General features: G+C 74.1%; 17 protein-coding genes. 10 read left to right on the top strand and 7 right to left on the bottom strand.

The window, feature by feature from the left end:
* Positions 1-8: 8 nt before the first annotated feature.
* The 3 genes from ACIQFX_RS18960 to ACIQFX_RS18970 are packed head-to-tail and all read right to left on the bottom strand — an operon-like array spanning position 9 to position 4443.
* Positions 9-1376 carry a hypothetical protein gene (locus tag ACIQFX_RS18960; protein ID WP_402464447.1) on the bottom strand — a complete coding sequence of 456 codons (1368 nt, stop codon included), beginning with the start codon at positions 1374-1376 and terminating at the stop codon, positions 9-11.
* Entirely contained in the window at positions 1373-2170 is a 798-nt protein-coding gene (locus ACIQFX_RS18965) for a hypothetical protein (protein ID WP_402464449.1), read from the bottom strand. Before ACIQFX_RS18965 ends, ACIQFX_RS18960 begins: the two co-directional genes overlap by 4 nt.
* On the bottom strand, positions 2167-4443 hold the full coding sequence (locus ACIQFX_RS18970) for a right-handed parallel beta-helix repeat-containing protein (protein ID WP_402464451.1): 2277 nt from the start codon (positions 4441-4443) through the stop codon (positions 2167-2169). Before ACIQFX_RS18970 ends, ACIQFX_RS18965 begins: the two co-directional genes overlap by 4 nt.
* Positions 4444-4632: 189 nt before the next feature.
* Here ACIQFX_RS18970 and hmgA point away from each other — a divergent pair, with 189 nt between their 5' ends.
* The 3 genes from hmgA to ACIQFX_RS18985 all read left to right on the top strand — a co-directional run bounded on the left by hmgA (position 4633) and on the right by ACIQFX_RS18985 (position 8043).
* Positions 4633-5946, top strand: a complete 1314-nt coding sequence (gene hmgA / locus ACIQFX_RS18975) for a homogentisate 1,2-dioxygenase (RefSeq protein ID WP_402464453.1) — start codon at positions 4633-4635, stop codon at positions 5944-5946.
* Positions 5947-5986: 40 nt separating this feature from the next.
* Positions 5987-6736 (top strand): GntR family transcriptional regulator, encoded by a 750-nt coding sequence (locus ACIQFX_RS18980; RefSeq protein WP_402464456.1) that lies wholly within the window; start codon positions 5987-5989, stop codon positions 6734-6736.
* Positions 6737-6834: 98 nt separating this feature from the next.
* On the top strand, positions 6835-8043 hold the full coding sequence (locus ACIQFX_RS18985; RefSeq protein WP_402464458.1) for a type ISP restriction/modification enzyme: 1209 nt from the start codon (positions 6835-6837) through the stop codon (positions 8041-8043).
* On the opposite strand, the gene ACIQFX_RS18990 is transcribed toward ACIQFX_RS18985, so the two are convergent.
* Positions 8030-8773, bottom strand: coding sequence for a TetR/AcrR family transcriptional regulator (locus tag ACIQFX_RS18990; protein WP_402464460.1), 744 nt, complete (start codon positions 8771-8773; stop codon positions 8030-8032). The two genes, ACIQFX_RS18985 and ACIQFX_RS18990, sit on opposite strands and share 14 nt — an antisense overlap.
* 63 nt (positions 8774-8836) lie before the next feature.
* On the opposite strand from ACIQFX_RS18990, the gene ACIQFX_RS18995 reads away from it, so the two are divergent.
* The 3 genes from ACIQFX_RS18995 to ACIQFX_RS19005 all read left to right on the top strand — a co-directional run bounded on the left by ACIQFX_RS18995 (position 8837) and on the right by ACIQFX_RS19005 (position 11850).
* A complete protein-coding gene (locus ACIQFX_RS18995; protein WP_402464462.1) occupies positions 8837-9775 on the top strand; it encodes an ATP-binding cassette domain-containing protein in 939 nt (312 codons plus the stop codon).
* Positions 9772-10548 carry an ABC transporter permease gene (locus tag ACIQFX_RS19000; RefSeq protein ID WP_402464464.1) on the top strand — a complete coding sequence of 259 codons (777 nt, stop codon included), beginning with the start codon at positions 9772-9774 and terminating at the stop codon, positions 10546-10548. Before ACIQFX_RS18995 ends, ACIQFX_RS19000 begins: the two co-directional genes overlap by 4 nt.
* Before the next feature lie 105 nt (positions 10549-10653).
* Complete coding sequence (locus ACIQFX_RS19005) at positions 10654-11850, top strand: CaiB/BaiF CoA transferase family protein (protein ID WP_402464466.1); 1197 nt, start codon at positions 10654-10656, stop codon at positions 11848-11850.
* Between the two features lie 111 nt (positions 11851-11961).
* Here the strand turns inward: ACIQFX_RS19005 and ACIQFX_RS19010 are convergent, their stop codons facing one another.
* On the bottom strand, positions 11962-12234 hold the full coding sequence (locus tag ACIQFX_RS19010; RefSeq protein WP_402464468.1) for a hypothetical protein: 273 nt from the start codon (positions 12232-12234) through the stop codon (positions 11962-11964).
* 311 nt (positions 12235-12545) lie between these two features.
* Here ACIQFX_RS19010 and ACIQFX_RS19015 point away from each other — a divergent pair, with 311 nt between their 5' ends.
* Positions 12546-13679 (top strand): protein kinase, encoded by a 1134-nt coding sequence (locus ACIQFX_RS19015; RefSeq protein ID WP_402464470.1) that lies wholly within the window; start codon positions 12546-12548, stop codon positions 13677-13679.
* Here ACIQFX_RS19015 and ACIQFX_RS19020 read toward each other — a convergent pair.
* Positions 13663-14469 (bottom strand): SGNH/GDSL hydrolase family protein, encoded by an 807-nt coding sequence (locus ACIQFX_RS19020; protein ID WP_402464472.1) that lies wholly within the window; start codon positions 14467-14469, stop codon positions 13663-13665. The genes ACIQFX_RS19015 and ACIQFX_RS19020 overlap by 17 nt on opposite strands.
* Positions 14470-14668: 199 nt before the next feature.
* On the opposite strand from ACIQFX_RS19020, the gene ACIQFX_RS19025 reads away from it, so the two are divergent.
* The gene (locus ACIQFX_RS19025; RefSeq protein ID WP_402464474.1) at positions 14669-15787 is read left to right on the top strand and encodes a DUF5925 domain-containing protein; all 1119 of its coding nucleotides are present in this window, start codon (positions 14669-14671) and stop codon (positions 15785-15787) included.
* An 18-nt stretch (positions 15788-15805) separates the two neighbouring features.
* Here ACIQFX_RS19025 and ACIQFX_RS19030 read toward each other — a convergent pair whose 3' ends face one another.
* Positions 15806-16180 (bottom strand): GntR family transcriptional regulator, encoded by a 375-nt coding sequence (locus ACIQFX_RS19030; RefSeq protein ID WP_367822738.1) that lies wholly within the window; start codon positions 16178-16180, stop codon positions 15806-15808.
* A 74-nt stretch (positions 16181-16254) separates the two neighbouring features.
* On the opposite strand from ACIQFX_RS19030, the gene ACIQFX_RS19035 reads away from it, so the two are divergent.
* Entirely contained in the window at positions 16255-17178 is a 924-nt protein-coding gene (locus ACIQFX_RS19035) for a GNAT family N-acetyltransferase (RefSeq protein ID WP_402464477.1), read from the top strand.
* Positions 17159-17638 carry a DUF402 domain-containing protein gene (locus ACIQFX_RS19040; RefSeq protein ID WP_402464479.1) on the top strand — a complete coding sequence of 160 codons (480 nt, stop codon included), beginning with the start codon at positions 17159-17161 and terminating at the stop codon, positions 17636-17638. Before ACIQFX_RS19035 ends, ACIQFX_RS19040 begins: the two co-directional genes overlap by 20 nt.
* The last annotated feature ends 34 nt before the right edge of the window (positions 17639-17672 follow it).

The raw sequence follows: 17672 nt of genomic DNA on the forward strand, positions 1-17672 counted from the left end.
GCCGGGCCTCAGGCGATGAGCAGGCCGATGCCGCCGAGGGTGTACGCGATCATCAGCACGAAGAGCGGGAGTTGGCCGGCGACCGCCCGGTCGGGCGGGAAGAGGCGGACGGACCGGTCGTGCGCGGCGACGACGCCCAGGACGTGACCGGTGACGATCGCGGTGACCTGGAGGGTCGCCAGGCCCCCCGGACCCAGTGGTGGAGCGGGCGCGAGGGCGTTGTCAGTACCCGCTGCCATGATGACTGTACGTGCCCCTTCGGTGGCGAAGAGTGAGAAGTAGTGGGCGACGAGGTAGCCGAGGGCGATGGGCAGGAGCGAGTGGGCGAAGGAGGTGAGGGGGGTGGTGAGGTCACGGTTCATCAGCCGCAGGGCTCCCGCGCAGAGTCCGTAGCAGGCGGCGGCGAGGGCGACGGCGGCGAGGAGGCCGAGCGTGGCGGTGGCGGTGGGGCCGAGGGGTGAGGTCTGGAGGGTGGTGATCCAGCGGGGGTTGTCGGAGAGGCCGTCGTAGGCGGTGGAGCCGAGGAGGACGCAGACGGTGGCGACGAGACCGGGGGTCTGAGGGGTGGAGTCGAGGCTGTGGAAGGGGGAGCGCAGGACGAGCCGGCCGTCGGCGCGGCGGCCGAGGGGCGAGAGTCGGGCGAGGAGGGAGGAGTAGACCTCGAAGGGGTCGGCGTGGGCGAACCAGCGGTCGCCGTGGCGGGCGGCGCCGAGCAGTTGGACGGCGGTGTGGACGGCGAGGGCGGCGAGGAGGGTGGTGCGGGAGGTGTTGTCGGGCGCGACGAGTTCGAGCCAGGTGAAGAGGAGGAGCCCGGCGGCGGCGGGGCGGATGCCGAGTGCGGCGGGCAGCGGACGGGGGTGCCGCGGCGGGCGGAGGGCGTGGGCGGCGCGCAGGGGGTTGAGGAGGCGCCAGACGGGGCCGAGGAGGAGGGAGGCGGGCACGAGACCGACCCAGAGGAGGACGTAGAGCGCGCCGGGTGCCGGGTTGCGGTCCGGGTCGTCGGGGCCGAGGAGGAGGTGCAGGAGGAAGAGCAGCGCGACGGCGGTGCCGAGGAGTCGGAGGGCCGTGCGGGTGGCCGGCGCGTCGGCCACCCGCTGGAGAGGGGCGGGAATCGGGTGCCCTGCCAGGTCGCCGCGGAAGCGGGAGGAGGACCAGAGGAGCCCGAGGGCGAGGAAGGAGACGAGGAGCGCGGTGAAGGCGCCGGCGTAGGCGTAGAAGGGAGAGAGGGGGAGGTCGTGCCGGGAGCCCACGCCATGGGCGAGCGGGAGGCCTAGCGACTCGGCGTGGGCGAGCGGGAGGCCGAGCGACTCGGCGTGGGCGAGCGGGAGGCCTAGCGACTCGGCGTGGGCGTGGGCGGTGGCGGGAACGGCGTTCATCGGACGACGAGTTGGGTCAGCACGAGTCCGGACTCGTGCGTCTCGACCTCGAACAGACCGGTGCGGTCGGCGGTGAGGGTGAGGGTGGCGGGCGTGCCGGGCCTGAGCGGGAGCTCGCGGTCGTAGCCGTGCACGTGGACGGTGTCGGCGCGGTCGCCGGTGACACGGAGGGTGAGGCGTTCGCCCTTCTTCAACTCGACGCGGGAAGGAGGTGGTTCGACGGTCGTTCCCTTGATGGTGAGGGTGACGGTCCGGCCGGTGTCGGTCGGACGGGGGCTCGGCGGCGCGGAGGTGGCGGAGCCGCCGTCCAGGCGCACGGTGGCCTGGACGGGGGTTCCGGCGACGGCCCAGGCGGTGTGGTCGTCCGCGTGGAGCCGGACGGTCAGGGTGTGGGCGCCCGGCGGGACGTACCCCCAGGGGCCGTAGAGGCGGGCGGTCTCGCGGCCGTCGACCAGCAGGCGGGCGTGGCCGCGGCCCGGGAGGGCCGCGCCACCGGTGCTCTCGGGGGTGAAGCGGAACCTCTCCACGGTGAGGTGGACGTTCCAGCCGCCCTCCGGGTCGGGGCGGGCCTCGGCCCTGACGGCGGGCGCGTCCGCCGCGGGGAGCTCCCGGAGCCGGTGGCCGCCCTCGTCCTGGGTCGGGAGCAGGGTGCCGCTGCTCCCGGTGGCCTCCTGGTGGGTGGTGCCGGGCTTGTGATGGGTGGTGGCCCGGCCGCCGCAGCCCGTGAGGGCCAGCGCGGCGGCCAGGACGGCCGCGAGGGAGAGGAGCGGTGCCGCCCCGCGCGGCCGCGTCACGGCGTCCCCCCGGCGGGATCCGTGGCGGTCCCGGTCGCGGCGGAATCCGTGCCGCGCTCGGTCACGGCGGGACTCGCGGCGGCCCCGGTTCCGGTCGCGGCCGGATTCGCGGCGACCCCGGCCGTCGCGGTCCCGGCCGTCGCGGTCCCGGCCGTCGCGGTCCCGGCCGTCGCGGTCCCGGCCGTGGCAGCCCCGGTTCCGGTCGCGGCGGGATCCGTGGCGGGCTCGGGTGCGGAGGAGTCGGCGTCCGGCTCGGGCTCGGGGGTGGGGGTCGGGCGGGGGGCGGAGGCGATGACGGCCCAGAGGACCCAGACGACGCCGAGGAGGAGACGGAGCCAGGCGGGGCTGACGGGGATGCCCGGCACCATGAGGACCGCCTTGTCGAAGGCGTCGAGGAGGGTGAGGACGCCGAGGGCCAGGGTGGTCCAGGCGAGGACGGGGCGGGTGGGCCGGAGGGCGAGGCCGATGAGGGTCCACCAGATCCCGGTGAGGAGCAGCGCGAGGGCCGGGAGGGCGGTCGGGGTGAGGGCCAGGGTCGAGGCCACCACGTCGAGGGTCAGGCCCGCGAGGCCGATGAGGGTGGCCACGCCGGCGATTCGGCTGCCGCGCAGGCGCCGCCGCCACAGGGCGCAGCCGGCGAGGGCGAGGACGAGGGCGCTGCCGAGGGCGAGTTGGGTCTCGACGCGCTGGAGGCCGCGGGCGCCGTACCAGTCGCAGCCGGCCGGGAGGCGGCGTGCCTGGACGTTGTAGTCGGCGCAGACGAGGAGATGGGCGAGTTTGACGGGTTCGCCGACGAGCCGGTCGGTGTTCCCGGAGACGTCGCCGCGGCGGGTGCCGCAGCCGGGCAGGGCGCCGGGGGTGGTGGCTCCGGCGTCGGACTGCCAGCAGTTCCCGTCGCCCTGGCCGTCCCACCAGACCTCGGTGCGGTTGGGGCGGGCGTTGCCGGCCTTGTCGACGCCGAGGTGGTTGCCGGCGTAGCGGTTGTGGTGGGAGGTGTCGGTCTGCTTGCCCCAGGCGGACTCGCCGCGGATGAAGGCGGGGACGGCGCTGAGGAAGAAGGCGGCGCGCTGGTGGCCGTAGACCCAGTTGTCCTCGTAGAGGTTCCAGTTGCCGCCGGCGGTGATGATGCCGGTGCCGGGGGGCATGGAGATCTGGGGGCAGACGACGCCCTGTTCGTAGCCGCGGTCGACGGGCGGCTTGGCGCAGGTGCCGTCGGCGACGTACGGGTAGTAGTTCTGGTTGTTGTCGTGGATCAGGTTGCGTTCGAAGCGGGCGTGGTTCTGGGGCAGTCCGGGGTGGCCGGGGAAGGCGGAGTCCATGGAGGCGCCGCCCATGTTGTGGTCGAACTCGTTGTCGTGGACCCAGACGGAGTCCCCGGCGGTGCCGGAGTAGCCGACCATGTTGTGGTGGCTGCGGCAGCCGGTGATCTCGATGGAGTAGCGGGGGACGTCGTAGCCGTAGCCGTCGTTGATGTTCGAGGCCGAACCGGGGTAGATACCGGAGTCGCCGTTGCCGTACGACTCGCAGTTCTTGTAGAGGCCGTGGTCGGAGGCGAAGGTGAGGAAGCCGTACTCGTCGTTCCAGCGGGTGAGGACGTCGTCGATGACGAAGCCGTCGGCGGCGAGCACGTACAGCGAGTTGAAGGTGGTGCGCTGTGCGGTGAAGTTGCGGAAGTAGATGCCGTCGGAGCCGTCCGCCCTGAGGGCGTTGAGCTTCTGGTACTTGGCGTCGATGACGACGTCGAGGCGGGAGGCGCCGGTGCCCTCGATCTGGAGGTTCTTCTTGCCGAGGATGGCGACGAGGTTCTGGTTGTGGGGGCAGCTCAGCTGCTGTTCGTAGCTGAGGATCTGGTAGCCGAGCGAGGACTCGGGGGCCTTGAGCGTGGCGCAGGCCCCGGTGGGCTGGGGCAGGGACGGCTCCTCCTCGTACAGGCCGGGGAGGATCGCGATCGTCATGCCGGGCCGGTCGACGGCGTCGACGGCCTGTTGGAGGTGGCGGTATCCGTCGCGTGCGCAGCGCTCGTAGAGGGCGAGGTTGCGGGTCCTGAGGGCGTCCGGGAAGCCGGCGATCCGGCGGTCGAAGTCGGCCCGGTCGGTCTTGCAGACGAGGAGGTCGGGTTCGCCCGTGCGGAGTTTCGGCACGGTGCCGGAGCCGTCGGGCAGGGTGATGGGCCGCTCCTCGTGGGCCTGGGCCCCGGGTGCGGTGAGCAGGGCCGCGGCGAGTGCCGCGAGCACGACCGTGAGCGCGAGGACGAGTCTTCGGGTCCAGGACATGCGCGTGAGAGTAGAGCATTGTTCATCTTTTCTGACCCCCTCGTGCACGGACTCGTGCCGAGGTCCGCGAAACCGGGGAGGAATCACGCGGGGGCACGTGCCCCGTTGACGTGAGCCGCGCGGAATCCTACGGTCATCCATAGGATTCCCTTGCGGCCTCAGGCCAGGGGCTCAGGACAGGAGCGGGCGATGACCACGGAGCAGGCCAGGAAGACGGCCGAGGCGCTCACCTACAGCACCGGTTTCGGCAACGAGCACAGCTCGGAGGCGGTCCCCGGGGCCCTGCCGGACGGCCGCAACTCGCCGCAGCGCGCACCCCTCGGCCTGTACGCCGAGCAGCTCAGCGGCAGTGCCTTCACCGAGCCGCGGTCCCACAACCGCCGCTCCTGGCTCTACCGGATCCGCCCCTCGGCGGCGCACCCGCCGTTCACCCGGATCGACAACGGCGCGCTGCACGGCGCGCCCTTCACCGAGACCGTCCCGGACCCCAACCGGCTGCGCTGGAACCCGCTGCCCGACCCGGCGCCCGGCACCGACTGGCTGGCCGGCCTGTGGACCCTCGGCGGCAACGGCGACGCGGCCCAGCGGACCGGCATGGCCGTGCACCTCTACCACGCCAACGCGTCCATGGACCGGGTCTTCGGCGACGCGGACGGCGAGCTGCTGATCGTCCCGGAGCGCGGCGGCCTGCTGCTCCGCACCGAGCTCGGTCTGCTCGCCGCGCACCCGGGCGAGGTCGCGCTGATCCCGCGCGGGGTCCGCTTCCGCGTCGAGCTGCTCGACGAGACCGCCCGCGGCTACGTCTGCGAGAACTACGGCGCCCCCTTCCAGCTCCCCGACCTCGGCCCGATCGGCGCCAACGGCCTGGCCAACGCCCGCGACTTCCGGGCCCCGGTCGCCGCGTACGAGGACGTGGAGGGTCCGGTCGAGGTCGTCAACAAGTACTGCGGCAACCTCTGGTCCGCGACGTACGGCCACTCGCCGCTCGACGTCGTCGCCTGGCACGGCAACCACACGCCGTACGTCTACGACCTGCGCCGCTTCAACGTCATCGGGACGATCTCCTACGACCACCCCGACCCGTCGATCTTCACGGTCCTCACCTCGCCCACCGACACCCCGGGGCTCGCGGGCGTGGACTTCGTGGTCTTCGCGCCGCGCTGGCTGGTCGGCGAGGACACGTTCCGCCCGCCGTACTTCCACCGCAACGTGATGAGCGAGTACATGGGCCTGATCGAGGGCGCCTACGACGCCAAGGCGGAGGGCTTCGTGCCGGGCGGCGGCTCGCTGCACAACATGATGTCCGCGCACGGCCCCGACCGGGAGACCTTCGACAAGGCCAGCGCCGCCGAACTGAAGCCGCAGAAGATCGACGACGGGCTCGCCTTCATGTTCGAGACCCGCTGGCCGATGACCGCGACCCCGCAGGCCGCGGACGCCGACCACCTGCAGAAGGGATACGACGACGTATGGCAGGGTCTGGAGCGCCACTTCCGGCCGTAATGTCTCGGCCGTAAGCCCGTAGCCTTCGTACGGAGAACCCGTGACCGCCTTCGCACCCGACTCGCTGGTCCTGAACCGCAAGCTGCCGCTCTGGTATCAGGTCTCGCAGTCGCTGCGCGCCTCGATACTGGGCCGCACGCCCGACGCCTCGCTGCGGCTGCCCACCGAGGAGCAGCTCGCCGCCCACTACGGCGTGAGCGTGCTGACCATGCGCCAGGCCCTCAAGGAGCTGGAGGAGGAGGGGCTGATCAGCCGGCACCGGCGGCGCGGCACGTTCATCGAGCCGGCTGCCCGGCGGTCCACCCCGCGACGGCTGCTGGGCTCGATCGACACGATCGTGGCCCAGCAGTCGGGCGAGCGGACGACGGTCCTCGGGCACGGCCCCGAACCGGTGCCGGGCGAGCTCGCCGAGTACTTCCCGGACGTGGCAGAGGTCGTGGCGTACCGGCGGCTGCGCCGTGACGGGGAGAGCGACGAGCCGACCAACTGGGCGGAGAACGCGGTGCTCCCCGAGCTCGCCGCCTCGATCGACCCGGCCGACCTGGTCCGCTGGCCGATGACGAAGGTGCTGAGGGACGTCGTCGGGGTCCGGATCAGCCGCATCACGGACACCGTCGAGGCCCGGCTCGCCGACCCGGAGACGGCAGGCCTCCTCCAGGTCCCGCTGCTCTCCCCGATCCTCCACTACACCGGCGTGACCTACGACGAGGACGGCCGGGTCGTCGACGTGGCCCGCATCCGCTACCGCGGCGACCGCTTCTCCTTCACGGTGACCGTCGGAGCGCAGTGACGACGCAGGCGGAGCCCGGTGACGACGCAGGCGGAGCCCGCTGACGACGTAGGCGATGCGACCGCGGCGCTGGAAGCGCACGGACCGCCGTCGTTAGCATGCGGGGCGTGACGGAAGACGTACGTCCCGACGATCCGCCCCTCCTCGACGAGCTGATGCCGTGGTCCGTGGCCCCGCTGCGGTTCGGGCGGTCATGGATCGTCGCCCCCGACGCCCGCACCCTGCGGGCCCGCTGGGACCGGCTGGCGGCGGCCGAGGGGGCCGAGCGGGAGGCGCTGTTCCGGCCGAGCCGGGCGCGCACCCCGGTGAGCGCGGTGGCGGCGCTGCCCGGTCAGCGCACCGGGACCGCGCGGTTCGCGCGTGAGCCGGGACCGTGCCCGGTGCCGGTGCGGGTCGCGCACGGGCCGTTCGACGAGCAGTGGCTGCTCCCCGACCACCGTCTGATCGACACCGCGCGCCCGGAGCTGTGGCGGGTGGCCGGCGAGCCGCAGCTGTTCGCCGTCGAGCAGGGGTACGTGCCGGGGGCGCCGGGTCCGGCGCTCCTGGTGACCGCCGCGCTCCCCGAGGGCCGTTCCCCGGCGGGCCGCCCGGGCCGCATCCGGCCGCTGTTCCGGCGTCCCGGGGGCCTGGAGCCCAATCTCGCCCCCGGGCTGCTCGACTTCCTCGGCGAGCGGTACGGGCGCGAGGTCGACGCCCGGGACTGGCTGGCGTGGACCGTGGCGGCGGCGCTCCCCTCCCCCGCCGGGTGCCGGGTTCCGCTGCCCGGGGACCCGGAGGTGTGGGCGGCGGGCGTGGCGCTCGGCCGGGAGCTCGTCGACGTGCAGGCGCGGGGCGCGCTGAGCGGGACGAAGCCGCGGCTGCCGGGCGGGCGCCGGCCCTATGTGCGGGCGGCGGTTCCGGCGCGGCCGGCGGCGATCGCGTACGACGCCGGGGACGAGGTGCTCGATCTCGGCGGGGGCCGGATCTCGCCCGTGCCGGTGGAGGCGTGGGACTACCGGGTCGGCGGGGTGCGGGTGCTCGAACAGTGGTTCGCGCACCGGACGGCGCCGGCGGAGCCCGGGTCCCTGGAGGCGATGGGGCCGGGTGACTGGCCGCAGGAGTGGACCTCGGAGCTCCTCGACCTGATCACGGTGCTGGCGCTGCTCGGCGCGCGGGAGCCGGAGCGGGCCGCGTTCGCCGCCGGGGGCCTCGGGGGGTCGGACCTCCGGGCCGCCGGGGTGCTGCCGCCGCCGGACCGGGCGCGCCGCCCGGCGTCCGTCCTCGACCACCAGGAGGAGGGCCCGGAGGGGCAGTTCATGCTCCTGTGACGGGCGTTCCGGCGGCCGGGGGCGCGAACGAGTCGAGGAGGCGGGCGATGGTCATCGCGAAGATCTCGTCCGGGTCGACGGGCGCGGCGGGGGCCTCGGCGAGCAGTCCGGCGAGGTGCGGGTAGCGCCCGCTCGCCACCTGTCCCATGAGGTAGGCGCCGCGGACCGCCTGCTCCTCCGCCTCGGACCAGGGGAGTCCGCGGGCGCGTTCGGCGATGGCCTGCTCGTTGGCGACGGTCGCCATGACCGTGCCGTTGACCATGGCGATCAGCTGCATCTTGAGCCCGGCGGGGGCGTCCAGGGGCGTGAGGCAGCCCAGGCACCACTCCAGGAAGCGCAGGGCGTTGGGGCTGAAGCCGTAGGCGGTGGTCATCACGCGGGGCAGCCAGGGGTGCCGGTACATGATCGCGCGGCTCTGGTGGGCGATCGCGGTCATGTCGGCGCGCCAGTCGCCGCTGGGCTCCTCGGGGAGCTCGTACTCGCCGCTGACCGCGTCGACCATCAGCTCGTACAGGTCCTCCTTGCGGGGGACGTAGTTGTAGAGCGACATGGTGCCGCAGCCGAGTTCGGCGGCGACGCGGCGCATGGAGACCCCGTCGATGCCGTCGGCGTCGGCGATGCGGACGGCCGCGTCCACGACGTCCCGCCGGCTGTACGCCGGCTTCGGGCCGCGGCCCGTGCGCTCGGGGCGCGCCCAGATCACTTCCGGTTCGGCCGCTCGGCCCGCCATGGATCATCACCTCGCTCACCATCGTAGTTACGTACGCCGTACGTAGTGAGCTATGGTCACCCCATGACGACTACGTACGCTGTACTTAGTGAAGGCCTGCAGAAGCGGTACGGCGAGGTCCACGCCCTCCGCGGCCTCGACCTGGCCGTCCCCGAGGGCACCGTCCACGGGATCCTCGGCCCCAACGGCGCCGGCAAGACCACCGCCGTCCGCGTCCTCACCACCCTCGTCGCCCCCGACGCCGGCAGCGCCCGGGTCGCGGGACACGACGTGGTGCGCGACCCGGCCGGGGTGCGGAAGCGGATCGCGGTCACCGGGCAGTCCACCTCAGTCGACGGCGACCTCACCGGCGCCGAGAACCTCCGGCTCTTCGCCCGGCTCCTGCGCGCCCCCCGCTCCCGCGCCGACGAACTCCTGGAGCGGTTCGGCCTGGACGCCGCCGCCGACCGACCCGCCCGGACCTACTCCGGCGGCATGCGGCGCCGCCTCGACCTCGCCGCGAGCCTGCTCGTACCGCCGCGGGTCCTCTTCCTCGACGAACCCACGACCGGCCTCGACCCGCACAGCCGGAACGGGATCTGGGACGCCGTACGGGAGTTGGCGGCCGACGGAACGACCGTCCTGCTCACCACCCAGTACCTGGAGGAGGCCGACCGGCTCGCCGACGACATCGTGCTGATCGACGAGGGACGGGCCGCGCAGCGCGGCACCCCGGCCGAACTCAAGGCGCTCCTGGGCAACTACGCCGAGGTCGCCGTCGCCGACCCGTCGGCCCTCGAAGCGGCCGCGGCCGTCCTCGACCGGCTGACCGGCTCGGCGCCGGCCCTGGACGCCGAGCGGCACACGGTCGGCGCGGTGACCACGGACACCACGCTCACCCTCCCCCGCATCGTCCGCGCGCTCGACGCCGCCGGGGTCCACATCATCGACGCCTCCCTGCGCCCGCCCACCCTCGACGAGGTGTTCCTGCGCCTCACCGACCGGAAGGAGCTCGTCGCGTGAACGCCCTCGCCCACGACGGGACCGCCGTCCTCGGCCGCCACCTCCAGCGGATCCGGCACGCGCCCGCGATCACCGTCATGACGCAGACGATGCCGATCGTCTTCCTCCTCTTCTTCGGGTACGTCTTCGGCAGCGCCCTCGCCACGCCCGGCGCCGAGTACCGGGCCTTCCTGGTGCCCGGCATGCTGGTCGCGACGGCGGCCGGCGGCCTCATGACCGGCATGTTCCAAGCCGCGCAGGACTCCCACCGGGGCGTCATGGACCGCTTCCGGACCCTGCCCGTCAGCCGCTCCGCGGTCCCCCTCGGCCAGGCGCTGGCCGACCTGGTGGCGAGCGCGGTCGGCACGGTCCCGCTGGTCCTGGTCGGGCTCGCGATGGGCTGGCGCGTCGAGGGCACGCTCCCGCAGGCCCTGGGCGCCTTCGGCCTGCTGCTCCTCTTCCGCTTCGCGACGACCTGGGTGGGCATCCTCCTCGGACTGGCCTCGCGCAGCGAGGAGGCGGCCGGCCAGCTGGGCAGCGCCACCTTCATGCTGCCGCTCCTCTCGAACGCGTACCTCCCGACCGGCGGCATGCCCGACTGGCTGCGGACGGTCGCCGAGTGGAACCCGATCTCGGCGGTCACGACCGCGGTCCGCCACCTCTTCGGCAACGCGCCGATCCCCGCGGACGCGGCCTGGCCGGTGGCCCACCCCGTCGCCGGGGCGCTGCTCTGGTCGCTGGGCCTGCTCGCCGTCTTCGCCCCGCTCGCGGTCCACCGGTACGCCCGCCGCTGAGGGGCGCCCGCCCGACGCACCGAGGCCCGTGCCGGCCGCCCCACCGGCCCCGCGTGACGCATCCCCTGATGACAGGAGCCGTGGGGCACGGTAGGCAGGGCTGTCATGAGCACCCAGCCACTCCCCCTCGAAGGGGTCACGGTCGTCGCCGTCGAGCAGGCCGTCGCCGCGCCCTTCGCCACCCGGCAGCTCGCCGACCTCGGCGCCCGCGTCGTCAAGATCGAGCGCCCCGACGGCGGGGACTTCGCCCGCGGTTACGACACGGCCGCCCGCGGCCTCGCCTCCCACTTCGTGTGGTGCAACCGCGGCAAGGAGTCCGTGGCGGTCGACCTCAAGGACCCCCGGGGCCTCGCCCTCGTCCGGCGGCTGGTGGCCGGCGCCGACGTCTTCGTCCAGAACCTCGCGCAGGGGGCCGCGGCCCGCCTCGGCCTCGACGCCGCCGCGCTGTGCGCCGCGCACCCGCGGCTGATCGCCGTGGACGTCTCCGGGTACGGGGCGACGGGACCGTACGCGCACAAGCGGGCGTACGACATGCTCGTCCAGTGCGAGGCGGGCCTGGTGTCGGTCACCGGGACCCCGGAGCAGCCGGTCAAGTCCGGGATCCCGGCCGCCGACATCGCGGCCGGGATGTACGCCTTCTCGGGCGTCCTCGCCGCCCTCGTACGGCGCGGCACGACCGGCCGGGGCGGCCCGGTGGAGGTCTCCCTGCTCGACTCGCTGGCCGAGTGGATGGGGCACCCCCTGCACCACGGGGCGCACGGGGGCGCCGCCCCGGCGCGCACGGGGCTCGCACACGCGGTCATCGCCCCGTACGACGCCTACCCGACCGCCGACGGGGGCCTGGTGCTGCTGTCCGTGCAGAACGACCGGGAGTGGCGGCGGCTCGCCGGACAGGTCCTCGACCGGCCCGGTCTCGCCGACGACCCGGCCTTCGCGACCAACACGGCACGCGTCGCCGGGCGCGCGGCGACCGACGCGGTCGTCGCGGCGGCGCTGGCCCCGCTGACGACCGCCGAGGCGCTGGCCCGGCTCGACGCCGCGGGCATCGCCTGCGCCCGCCTCAACTCGGTGGCCGAACTCGCCGACCACCCCCAGCTGACGTCCCGCGACCGCTGGCGGGAGGTCGGGTCACCGGTCGGGCCGCTGCGCTCGCTGCTGCCGCCGATCGTCTTCCCGGACGCGCCGGAGCCGCGCATGGACCGGATCCCGGCCCTCGGGCAGGACACGGACGCCGTGCTCACCGAACTCGGGGTGACGGAGGAGGAGCTGAAGGAGCTGCGGAGCACCGGCGCCATCGCCTGACGGGGCACCGGCCGCGGGCCGCGCGGGCCCCGGACACGACTGAACGCCGGACGGGCGGGGACACGTCCGGCGGAGTCGCGGTCGGGGCCGTACGGGCGGCCCCGGGAGTCGCTAGCGGTGCGCGCCGAAGAGCGAGCGGCGCAGTCGGCGGAGCGGGGCGAAGAGCGAGACCCGCGCGCTGCGGCTGCGGTGGCTGTGCACCGGCGGCTCGTGCGTACGCGTCGTCAGTTCCCGCATCAGCAGCGTCGCCTCGGCCACCTCGCGCTGGGGCACGGCGGGGCCGCCGAGCACCGCGAGATGGCGGTCGAGTCGCGAACTCGTCGCGCTGCTCCCGCAGGTGATGGCAGGCACTCGCGGCCTGCTGCGCATTGCTATCTGTTCCATGTCACTCCCCACCCGTACAAGGGCACCCGGCCCGGGCAGGTTAACCCTATCGCCCCGCCACGACACGCGTGTATCCCGCCGACGGGATTCACCGCACCCGTACGAGGGTTGACGGTCACTGTCCGAATCCGTCTGATTCCAGGGCGAGTTGGACAGCACTCGAACACCTGCCGAACCGTCACGAACCATCCTGCACTCCGGCCCCTCGCGACCTGACCGGAAGACCGGTGTGATCTCCGACACCAAGATCGTCGGGATGCTCCGCCGACGCGCCGGGGCCAGGAGGGCGACCCTCGGGCTACCGTGGATCCATGACGGTGATCGCGGGTCGTTACCGGCTTCTGGACGTCCTCGCCGAGGGGGCGACGGGCACCGTCTGGCGCGCCCTGGACGAGTCGCGCATGCGCGAGGTGGCCCTCAAGGAGCTCCGGCTGCCCGACGGCGTCCCGGCGGACGACGTCCCCCTCCTGTACGCGCGCCGCGAGCGCGAGGCGCGCGCGGCCGCCCGGCTCTCCCACCCCGCGGTGGTGACGGTGCACGGCGTCGCCACCCAGGACGGTCGGCCCTGGGTCGTCATGGAACTGGTCCGCGGCCTCACCCTCGCCGAGACCCTCGACGCGGGCGGTCCCCTCCCCCCGCGCGAGGCGGCGCGCGTCGCCCTCGACGTCCTCGGCGCGCTGCGCGCGGCCGGGGAGGCGGGCGTCCTCCACCGGGGCGTGACACCGGGCCACGTCCTCCTCGGCAACGACGGGCGGGTCGTCGTCACGGGCTTCGGCACCGACCCGGGCGCCGCCCCGTCCGGCGACGGCCCCTCCGGCGACGGCCCCTCCGGCGGCGGCCCGGGCGCAACCCCCTCCACGGGTGGCCCCGACAACGGCTCCGCGACCACCGGCGGTTCGGCGGGGCCGGACCTGCGGTCGCTCGGGGCCCTGCTCGACGCGGCGGCGGGCGGCGGGCGGACCGGGCCCCTGGGCGCCCTGATCGAGGAGCTGCTGGGGCCCGAGCCGCCGGCCGCGGACCGGGTCGAGCGGGAGCTGCGGCAGTTGTCCGGCCGGACCTCCCGACCGACCCCGCCGCCCCCTCCCGGTGAACCGGCGCGCGGATCGGCGCACGGGTCCGGTCACGGGTCCGGTAGCCGGCCAGGGCGCCAGCCCGGTCGGGAGTCCGGTCGCGAGTCCGGCGGCGGTCCCGGAGAGGACCCCGGGGGCGGGCTCCGCCCCGCGGCGGGCCGGGCCGGGGGCGCTCGCGCAAGTGCGCCCCGGCGGGGACCCGTCCTGGTGGCCGGGGTCGTCGGGGCGCTGCTGATCGCGGGGGCGCTGACGTATCACGTGGTGCGGGAGGACGGTCCGGGCGCCGGGCCGGAGCGGAGCGGGGTGACGAGTACCGCTCCCGCCGGTCCCGGCGCCGCGGGTACGGGCGGCGGCCCGGTTACACCGCGCCCCTGAAGGAGGGCAGGTAGCCGCCCGACTGGCCGGCGGCGGTCGGGTGGTACGACTCGCCGATGTTGAGCCAGTTGAGGCTGTGGAGCCAGGCGGAGCCGGAGCAGATCTCGTGGCCGGTGAAGGGCGGGACGACGCTGGCGAAGGCGAAGCCGTGGTCGGCGGCGCGCTTGGCGACGGCGGCGTTGAGGTAGTCGGAGGCGCCGTTGATGGCGCTGCGCTCGCCCTCGCTGAGGCCGGCGATGCAGCTGCCGTTCAGCTGGTAGAAGCGCGGGTAGCCGAGGACGACGACGCGGGCGGCGGGCGCCTTGTTCCTGATGGCGTTGTAGACGGAGTCGAGCTTGCCGGGAAGCGTGGTGTCCACGTAGCTCTTGGCCTGATTCACGCGGCTGATGCAGGTGGCCTCGGACTGGAGCACACAGGTCGTCATGACGTCGGCGAATCCGGCGTCATTTCCCCCGATCGTGATCGACACCAGGTCGGTGGCGGCCGAGAGGGGTCCGAGCTGATTGGCGGTCACATCACCCGTTCGGGCGCCGGAACAAGCCGTGAAGGCGAACGACGAGGGGGCGTTCGCGTTCTTCCACAGCACCGGGTACGCCTTCGTGGAGCGCTTGCAGTCGCCGCTGGCGCTGTCGTAGCTGCCGGCACCGACGCCGGAGGAGTACGAGTCCCCCAGCGCCACGTAGTCCAGTGCGGCGGTCTCGGCGGCCTGTGCCGCGCTCGCCCCGGTCAGGGCGAGGACGGCACCGAGCAGGAGCGAGGACGAGAGCGCGGTGAATCGGGACAGTCTCATGGAACCTCCTGTAGCAGGGTCTCTGCGCTACCAGGTAGTAGCATCGGATCCGCCGCGCCGGAAGTGTTCATGTCAAAACTGGGGGTGAACAGCCTCCGATCCTCCGTCAGCGACCGTCGAGATCCGGCCACTCCACGCCGGGCGGCGCGGAGAACGTCCCCTTCAAAACCCGGTGCGCGGAATGCCCGGTTGCCGGATCATGGGCGCCATGGCTGACACCCCACCAGCACCGTCCGAGCCGCAGCGGTCGCTGCCGATCCGGCTCAACCTCGACGACAGCGACTCGCCGTCGGACGTCGTCGACGCGCTGTTCCTCGGCCGCTTCGCCACCGGCGAGCAGCCCCACTCGCACAGCACCACCGTGGACCGGGTCAAGCCCGAGGCGACGCTCCTCCCCGCGGGCGCGCGGGTGCTGCGGGCCGCGAAGGACGACGACCGCAGCGCCCTGCTCGCCGAGGGCGACGGCTGGACCCTGCTGGTCTCCCGCTGGAACCGGGGCGCGGACGTCACCGTGACGGCCGCCGACGCGGACCTGGCCGAACGGATCCTCAAGGAGGCCACCGACGGCGCCAAGGACGAGCCCGAGCCCCAGCCCGAGAACGTGACGATGGGGTTCTGGTACGTGTCCCCCCGGCGCGGCCCCCACCGGACCACCCGGCAGATCAGCGCCGGCACGTGGGACGAGGTGCGGCCCAACTACTCGGCACCGGTGGCCGACTCCATGGACCGCCTGATGAAGGTGACCCCCGAATCCATCGCCGGCCGGCTCCTGCTGCTGCACGGGCCGCCCGGCACGGGCAAGACGTCCGCACTGCGGACCCTGGCCCGGGCGTGGCGGGACTGGTGCCAGGTGGACTGCGTGCTCGACCCGGAGCGGCTCTTCAACGACGTCGGCTACCTGATGGACATCGCCATCGGGGAGGACGAGGGCACGGCGAAGGGGCGGTGGCGGCTGCTGCTCCTGGAGGACTGCGACGAGCTGATCCGGGGCGAGGCGAAGCACACGGCGGGGCAGGCCCTGTCCCGGCTGCTCAACCTGACGGACGGTCTCCTCGGCCAGGGGCGCAACGTCCTGGTCGGCGTCACCACCAACGAGGACCTGGAGCGGCTCCACCCCGCGGTGGTCCGCCCCGGGCGCTGCCTGGCCCGCATCGAGGTCGGACCGCTGACCCGGGCCGAGTCGGTGCAGTGGCTGGGCCGCGAGGAGGACGTGCCGCGCGAGGGCGCGACGCTGGCGGAGCTGTTCGCGCTGCGCCGCGGCACGCCCCCCGCGGAACTCCCGGAACCCCGCACGGCGGGGGCGGGGCTGTACCTGTAGGGCCCGAGCCCCGTCGTATCAGCTGTCGTAGGCGGCGCGCAGCGCCTCGCTCAGCGCCGCCTCCGCCGCCTCGCGGCTGAGGCCGAGACGGCGGGCCTCCTCGGCGAACTGGGCGGCGGCCGTGGCGGCCCGGCGGGTCGCCGCGTCCCCGGCCGCCGCGACGAAGGTGCCGTGCCGCCCGCGCGTCTCGATCACCCCGTCCGCCTCCAGCGCCTTGTAGGCCTTGGCGACCGTGTTCGCTGCCAGGCCCAGCTGCTCCGCGAGCCCTCGTACCGTCGGCAGCTTGTATCCGACCGGCAGTCTGCCCGACCGGGCCCGCTCCGAGATCTGGGCACGCAGCTGTTCGTACGGAGCGGTGGTGGATTCGTGGTCCACGGCGATGGTGAGTGTCACCCCGCCGATTCTGCCCCCACCCCGCAGGAAAATGGGAGGCGGCGGCGCACCCCCGGCCCGTAGCGTGCGACCACATGACTGTGATCGTCCGTGATGTGACGGCCGGGGACGCCGAGGGCTTCGCCCGGGTCCGCCGTGCCGCCCTCCCGTTCATGCTCGCGACCGCCGAGCAGTTCGCGTTCGACTGGGCGCACGCCCATCCCGCGGGCCACGAGCGTCCGCTCGTCGCGGTGGCCGAGGACGGCCGGATCATCGGGACCGCCCAGGTGCGGATCGCCCACGACGCCCCGGAACCCGGCATCGGATCCGTCAACGTGTACATGGACCCCGCCCACCTGGGGCGGGGTGCGGGGACGCTGCTGCTGCGCACCGCCGAGGAGCACCTCGCCGAGCACGGCGCGCGGACCCTGTACAGCTGGGTCCTCGACACGCCGGAGAACCTCGCCTGGGCCGGGCGCCGGGGGTACTCCCCCCGCAGGTCCGCCCACTTCCTCCGGCTCGACCTCACCACCGCCGAACTGCCGCCGCTCCAGGCTCCGCCGGCCGGTGTCGAGCTGCTCACGGCCGAGGACTTCGCGGCCGATCCCCGGCCGGTCTTCGAGCTGGACGCGCTGACGACGGCCGACGAGCCGGGCGACGTGGGCATGGAGCTCGACGACTACGCGCACTGGCGGACGACCACCTGGGACCACCCCCTCCTCGACCGGGCGCTCACGACGATCGCGGTGGTGGACGGCGTCCCGGCCGCGTTCAGTGCGGCGCAGACGGACGGTCTCGGCCGGTACAGCTCGGGCATGACGGGCACCTCGCCCGCCTTCCGGGGCCGCGGCCTCGCCAAGCTCGCCAAGAACGCCTCGCTGCACCGGGCCCGCGCGGCCGGCTGCACGGAGGCGTTCACCGGGAACGACGCCGGCAACGAGCCGATGCTGGCGATCAACAAGTGGTTCGGCTACGAGATCGCGGTACGGGAGGTACGGCATGTCCGGACGATCGGTTGAGGTCACCCTGACGAAGGCGGGCCGGACGAAGATCCGCTACCCGGCCGAGGTGCTCACGGAGGACGGCGCCCGACTCTCGGTGCGCGCCCCGTGGGCGGCCGAGGGCGTACGGGACTTCGGCTTCGTGCGGTTCGAGCCCGGCGACGTCTTCGTGGAGCACTACTGGAGCGACCGCTGGTTCACGGTCAAGGAGGTGTGGTCCGCCGACGGCGCCCTCAAGGGCTGGTACTGCGACATCACCCGTCCGGCCGTGATCGACGGCTCCGCGGTGGTCGTCGAGGACCTGGACCTGGACCTGTGGGTGTCGGCGGACGGCAGCGAGGTGCTGCGGCTCGACGAGGACGAGTTCGCCGCGAGCGGCCTCGCCGCCTCCGACCCGGAGGCGGCGGCCCGCGCGGTCGTGGCCCTCGACGAGCTCGAAGTCCTCGGCCGCGAGGGCCTGATGGACCTGCTGCGCTGACCCGGCCCGGACGCCGGGCCGGGGCTCGTACGGC

Origin of the sequence: Streptomyces sp. NPDC093089, assembly GCF_044754405.1 — a bacterium.
Classification (GTDB): domain Bacteria; phylum Actinomycetota; class Actinomycetes; order Streptomycetales; family Streptomycetaceae; genus Streptomyces.

What these genes read in the sequence shown, in the direction of transcription:
- ACIQFX_RS18960 (WP_402464447.1), bottom strand. Translation starts at nt 1,376, where the DNA reads ATGAACGCCGTTCCCGCCACCGCCCACGCCCACGCCGAGTCGCTAGGC.
- ACIQFX_RS18970 (WP_402464451.1), bottom strand. Translation starts at nt 4,443, where the DNA reads ATGTCCTGGACCCGAAGACTCGTCCTCGCGCTCACGGTCGTGCTCGCG.
- hmgA (WP_402464453.1), top strand. Translation starts at nt 4,633, where the DNA reads ATGACCACGGAGCAGGCCAGGAAGACGGCCGAGGCGCTCACCTACAGC.
- ACIQFX_RS18985 (WP_402464458.1), top strand. Translation starts at nt 6,835, where the DNA reads ATGCGGGGCGTGACGGAAGACGTACGTCCCGACGATCCGCCCCTCCTC.
- ACIQFX_RS18990 (WP_402464460.1), bottom strand. Translation starts at nt 8,773, where the DNA reads ATGGCGGGCCGAGCGGCCGAACCGGAAGTGATCTGGGCGCGCCCCGAG.
- ACIQFX_RS18995 (WP_402464462.1), top strand. Translation starts at nt 8,837, where the DNA reads ATGACGACTACGTACGCTGTACTTAGTGAAGGCCTGCAGAAGCGGTAC.
- ACIQFX_RS19005 (WP_402464466.1), top strand. Translation starts at nt 10,654, where the DNA reads ATGAGCACCCAGCCACTCCCCCTCGAAGGGGTCACGGTCGTCGCCGTC.
- ACIQFX_RS19010 (WP_402464468.1), bottom strand. Translation starts at nt 12,234, where the DNA reads ATGGAACAGATAGCAATGCGCAGCAGGCCGCGAGTGCCTGCCATCACC.
- ACIQFX_RS19015 (WP_402464470.1), top strand. Translation starts at nt 12,546, where the DNA reads ATGACGGTGATCGCGGGTCGTTACCGGCTTCTGGACGTCCTCGCCGAG.
- ACIQFX_RS19020 (WP_402464472.1), bottom strand. Translation starts at nt 14,469, where the DNA reads ATGAGACTGTCCCGATTCACCGCGCTCTCGTCCTCGCTCCTGCTCGGT.
- ACIQFX_RS19025 (WP_402464474.1), top strand. Translation starts at nt 14,669, where the DNA reads ATGGGCGCCATGGCTGACACCCCACCAGCACCGTCCGAGCCGCAGCGG.
- ACIQFX_RS19035 (WP_402464477.1), top strand. Translation starts at nt 16,255, where the DNA reads ATGACTGTGATCGTCCGTGATGTGACGGCCGGGGACGCCGAGGGCTTC.
- ACIQFX_RS19040 (WP_402464479.1), top strand. Translation starts at nt 17,159, where the DNA reads ATGTCCGGACGATCGGTTGAGGTCACCCTGACGAAGGCGGGCCGGACG.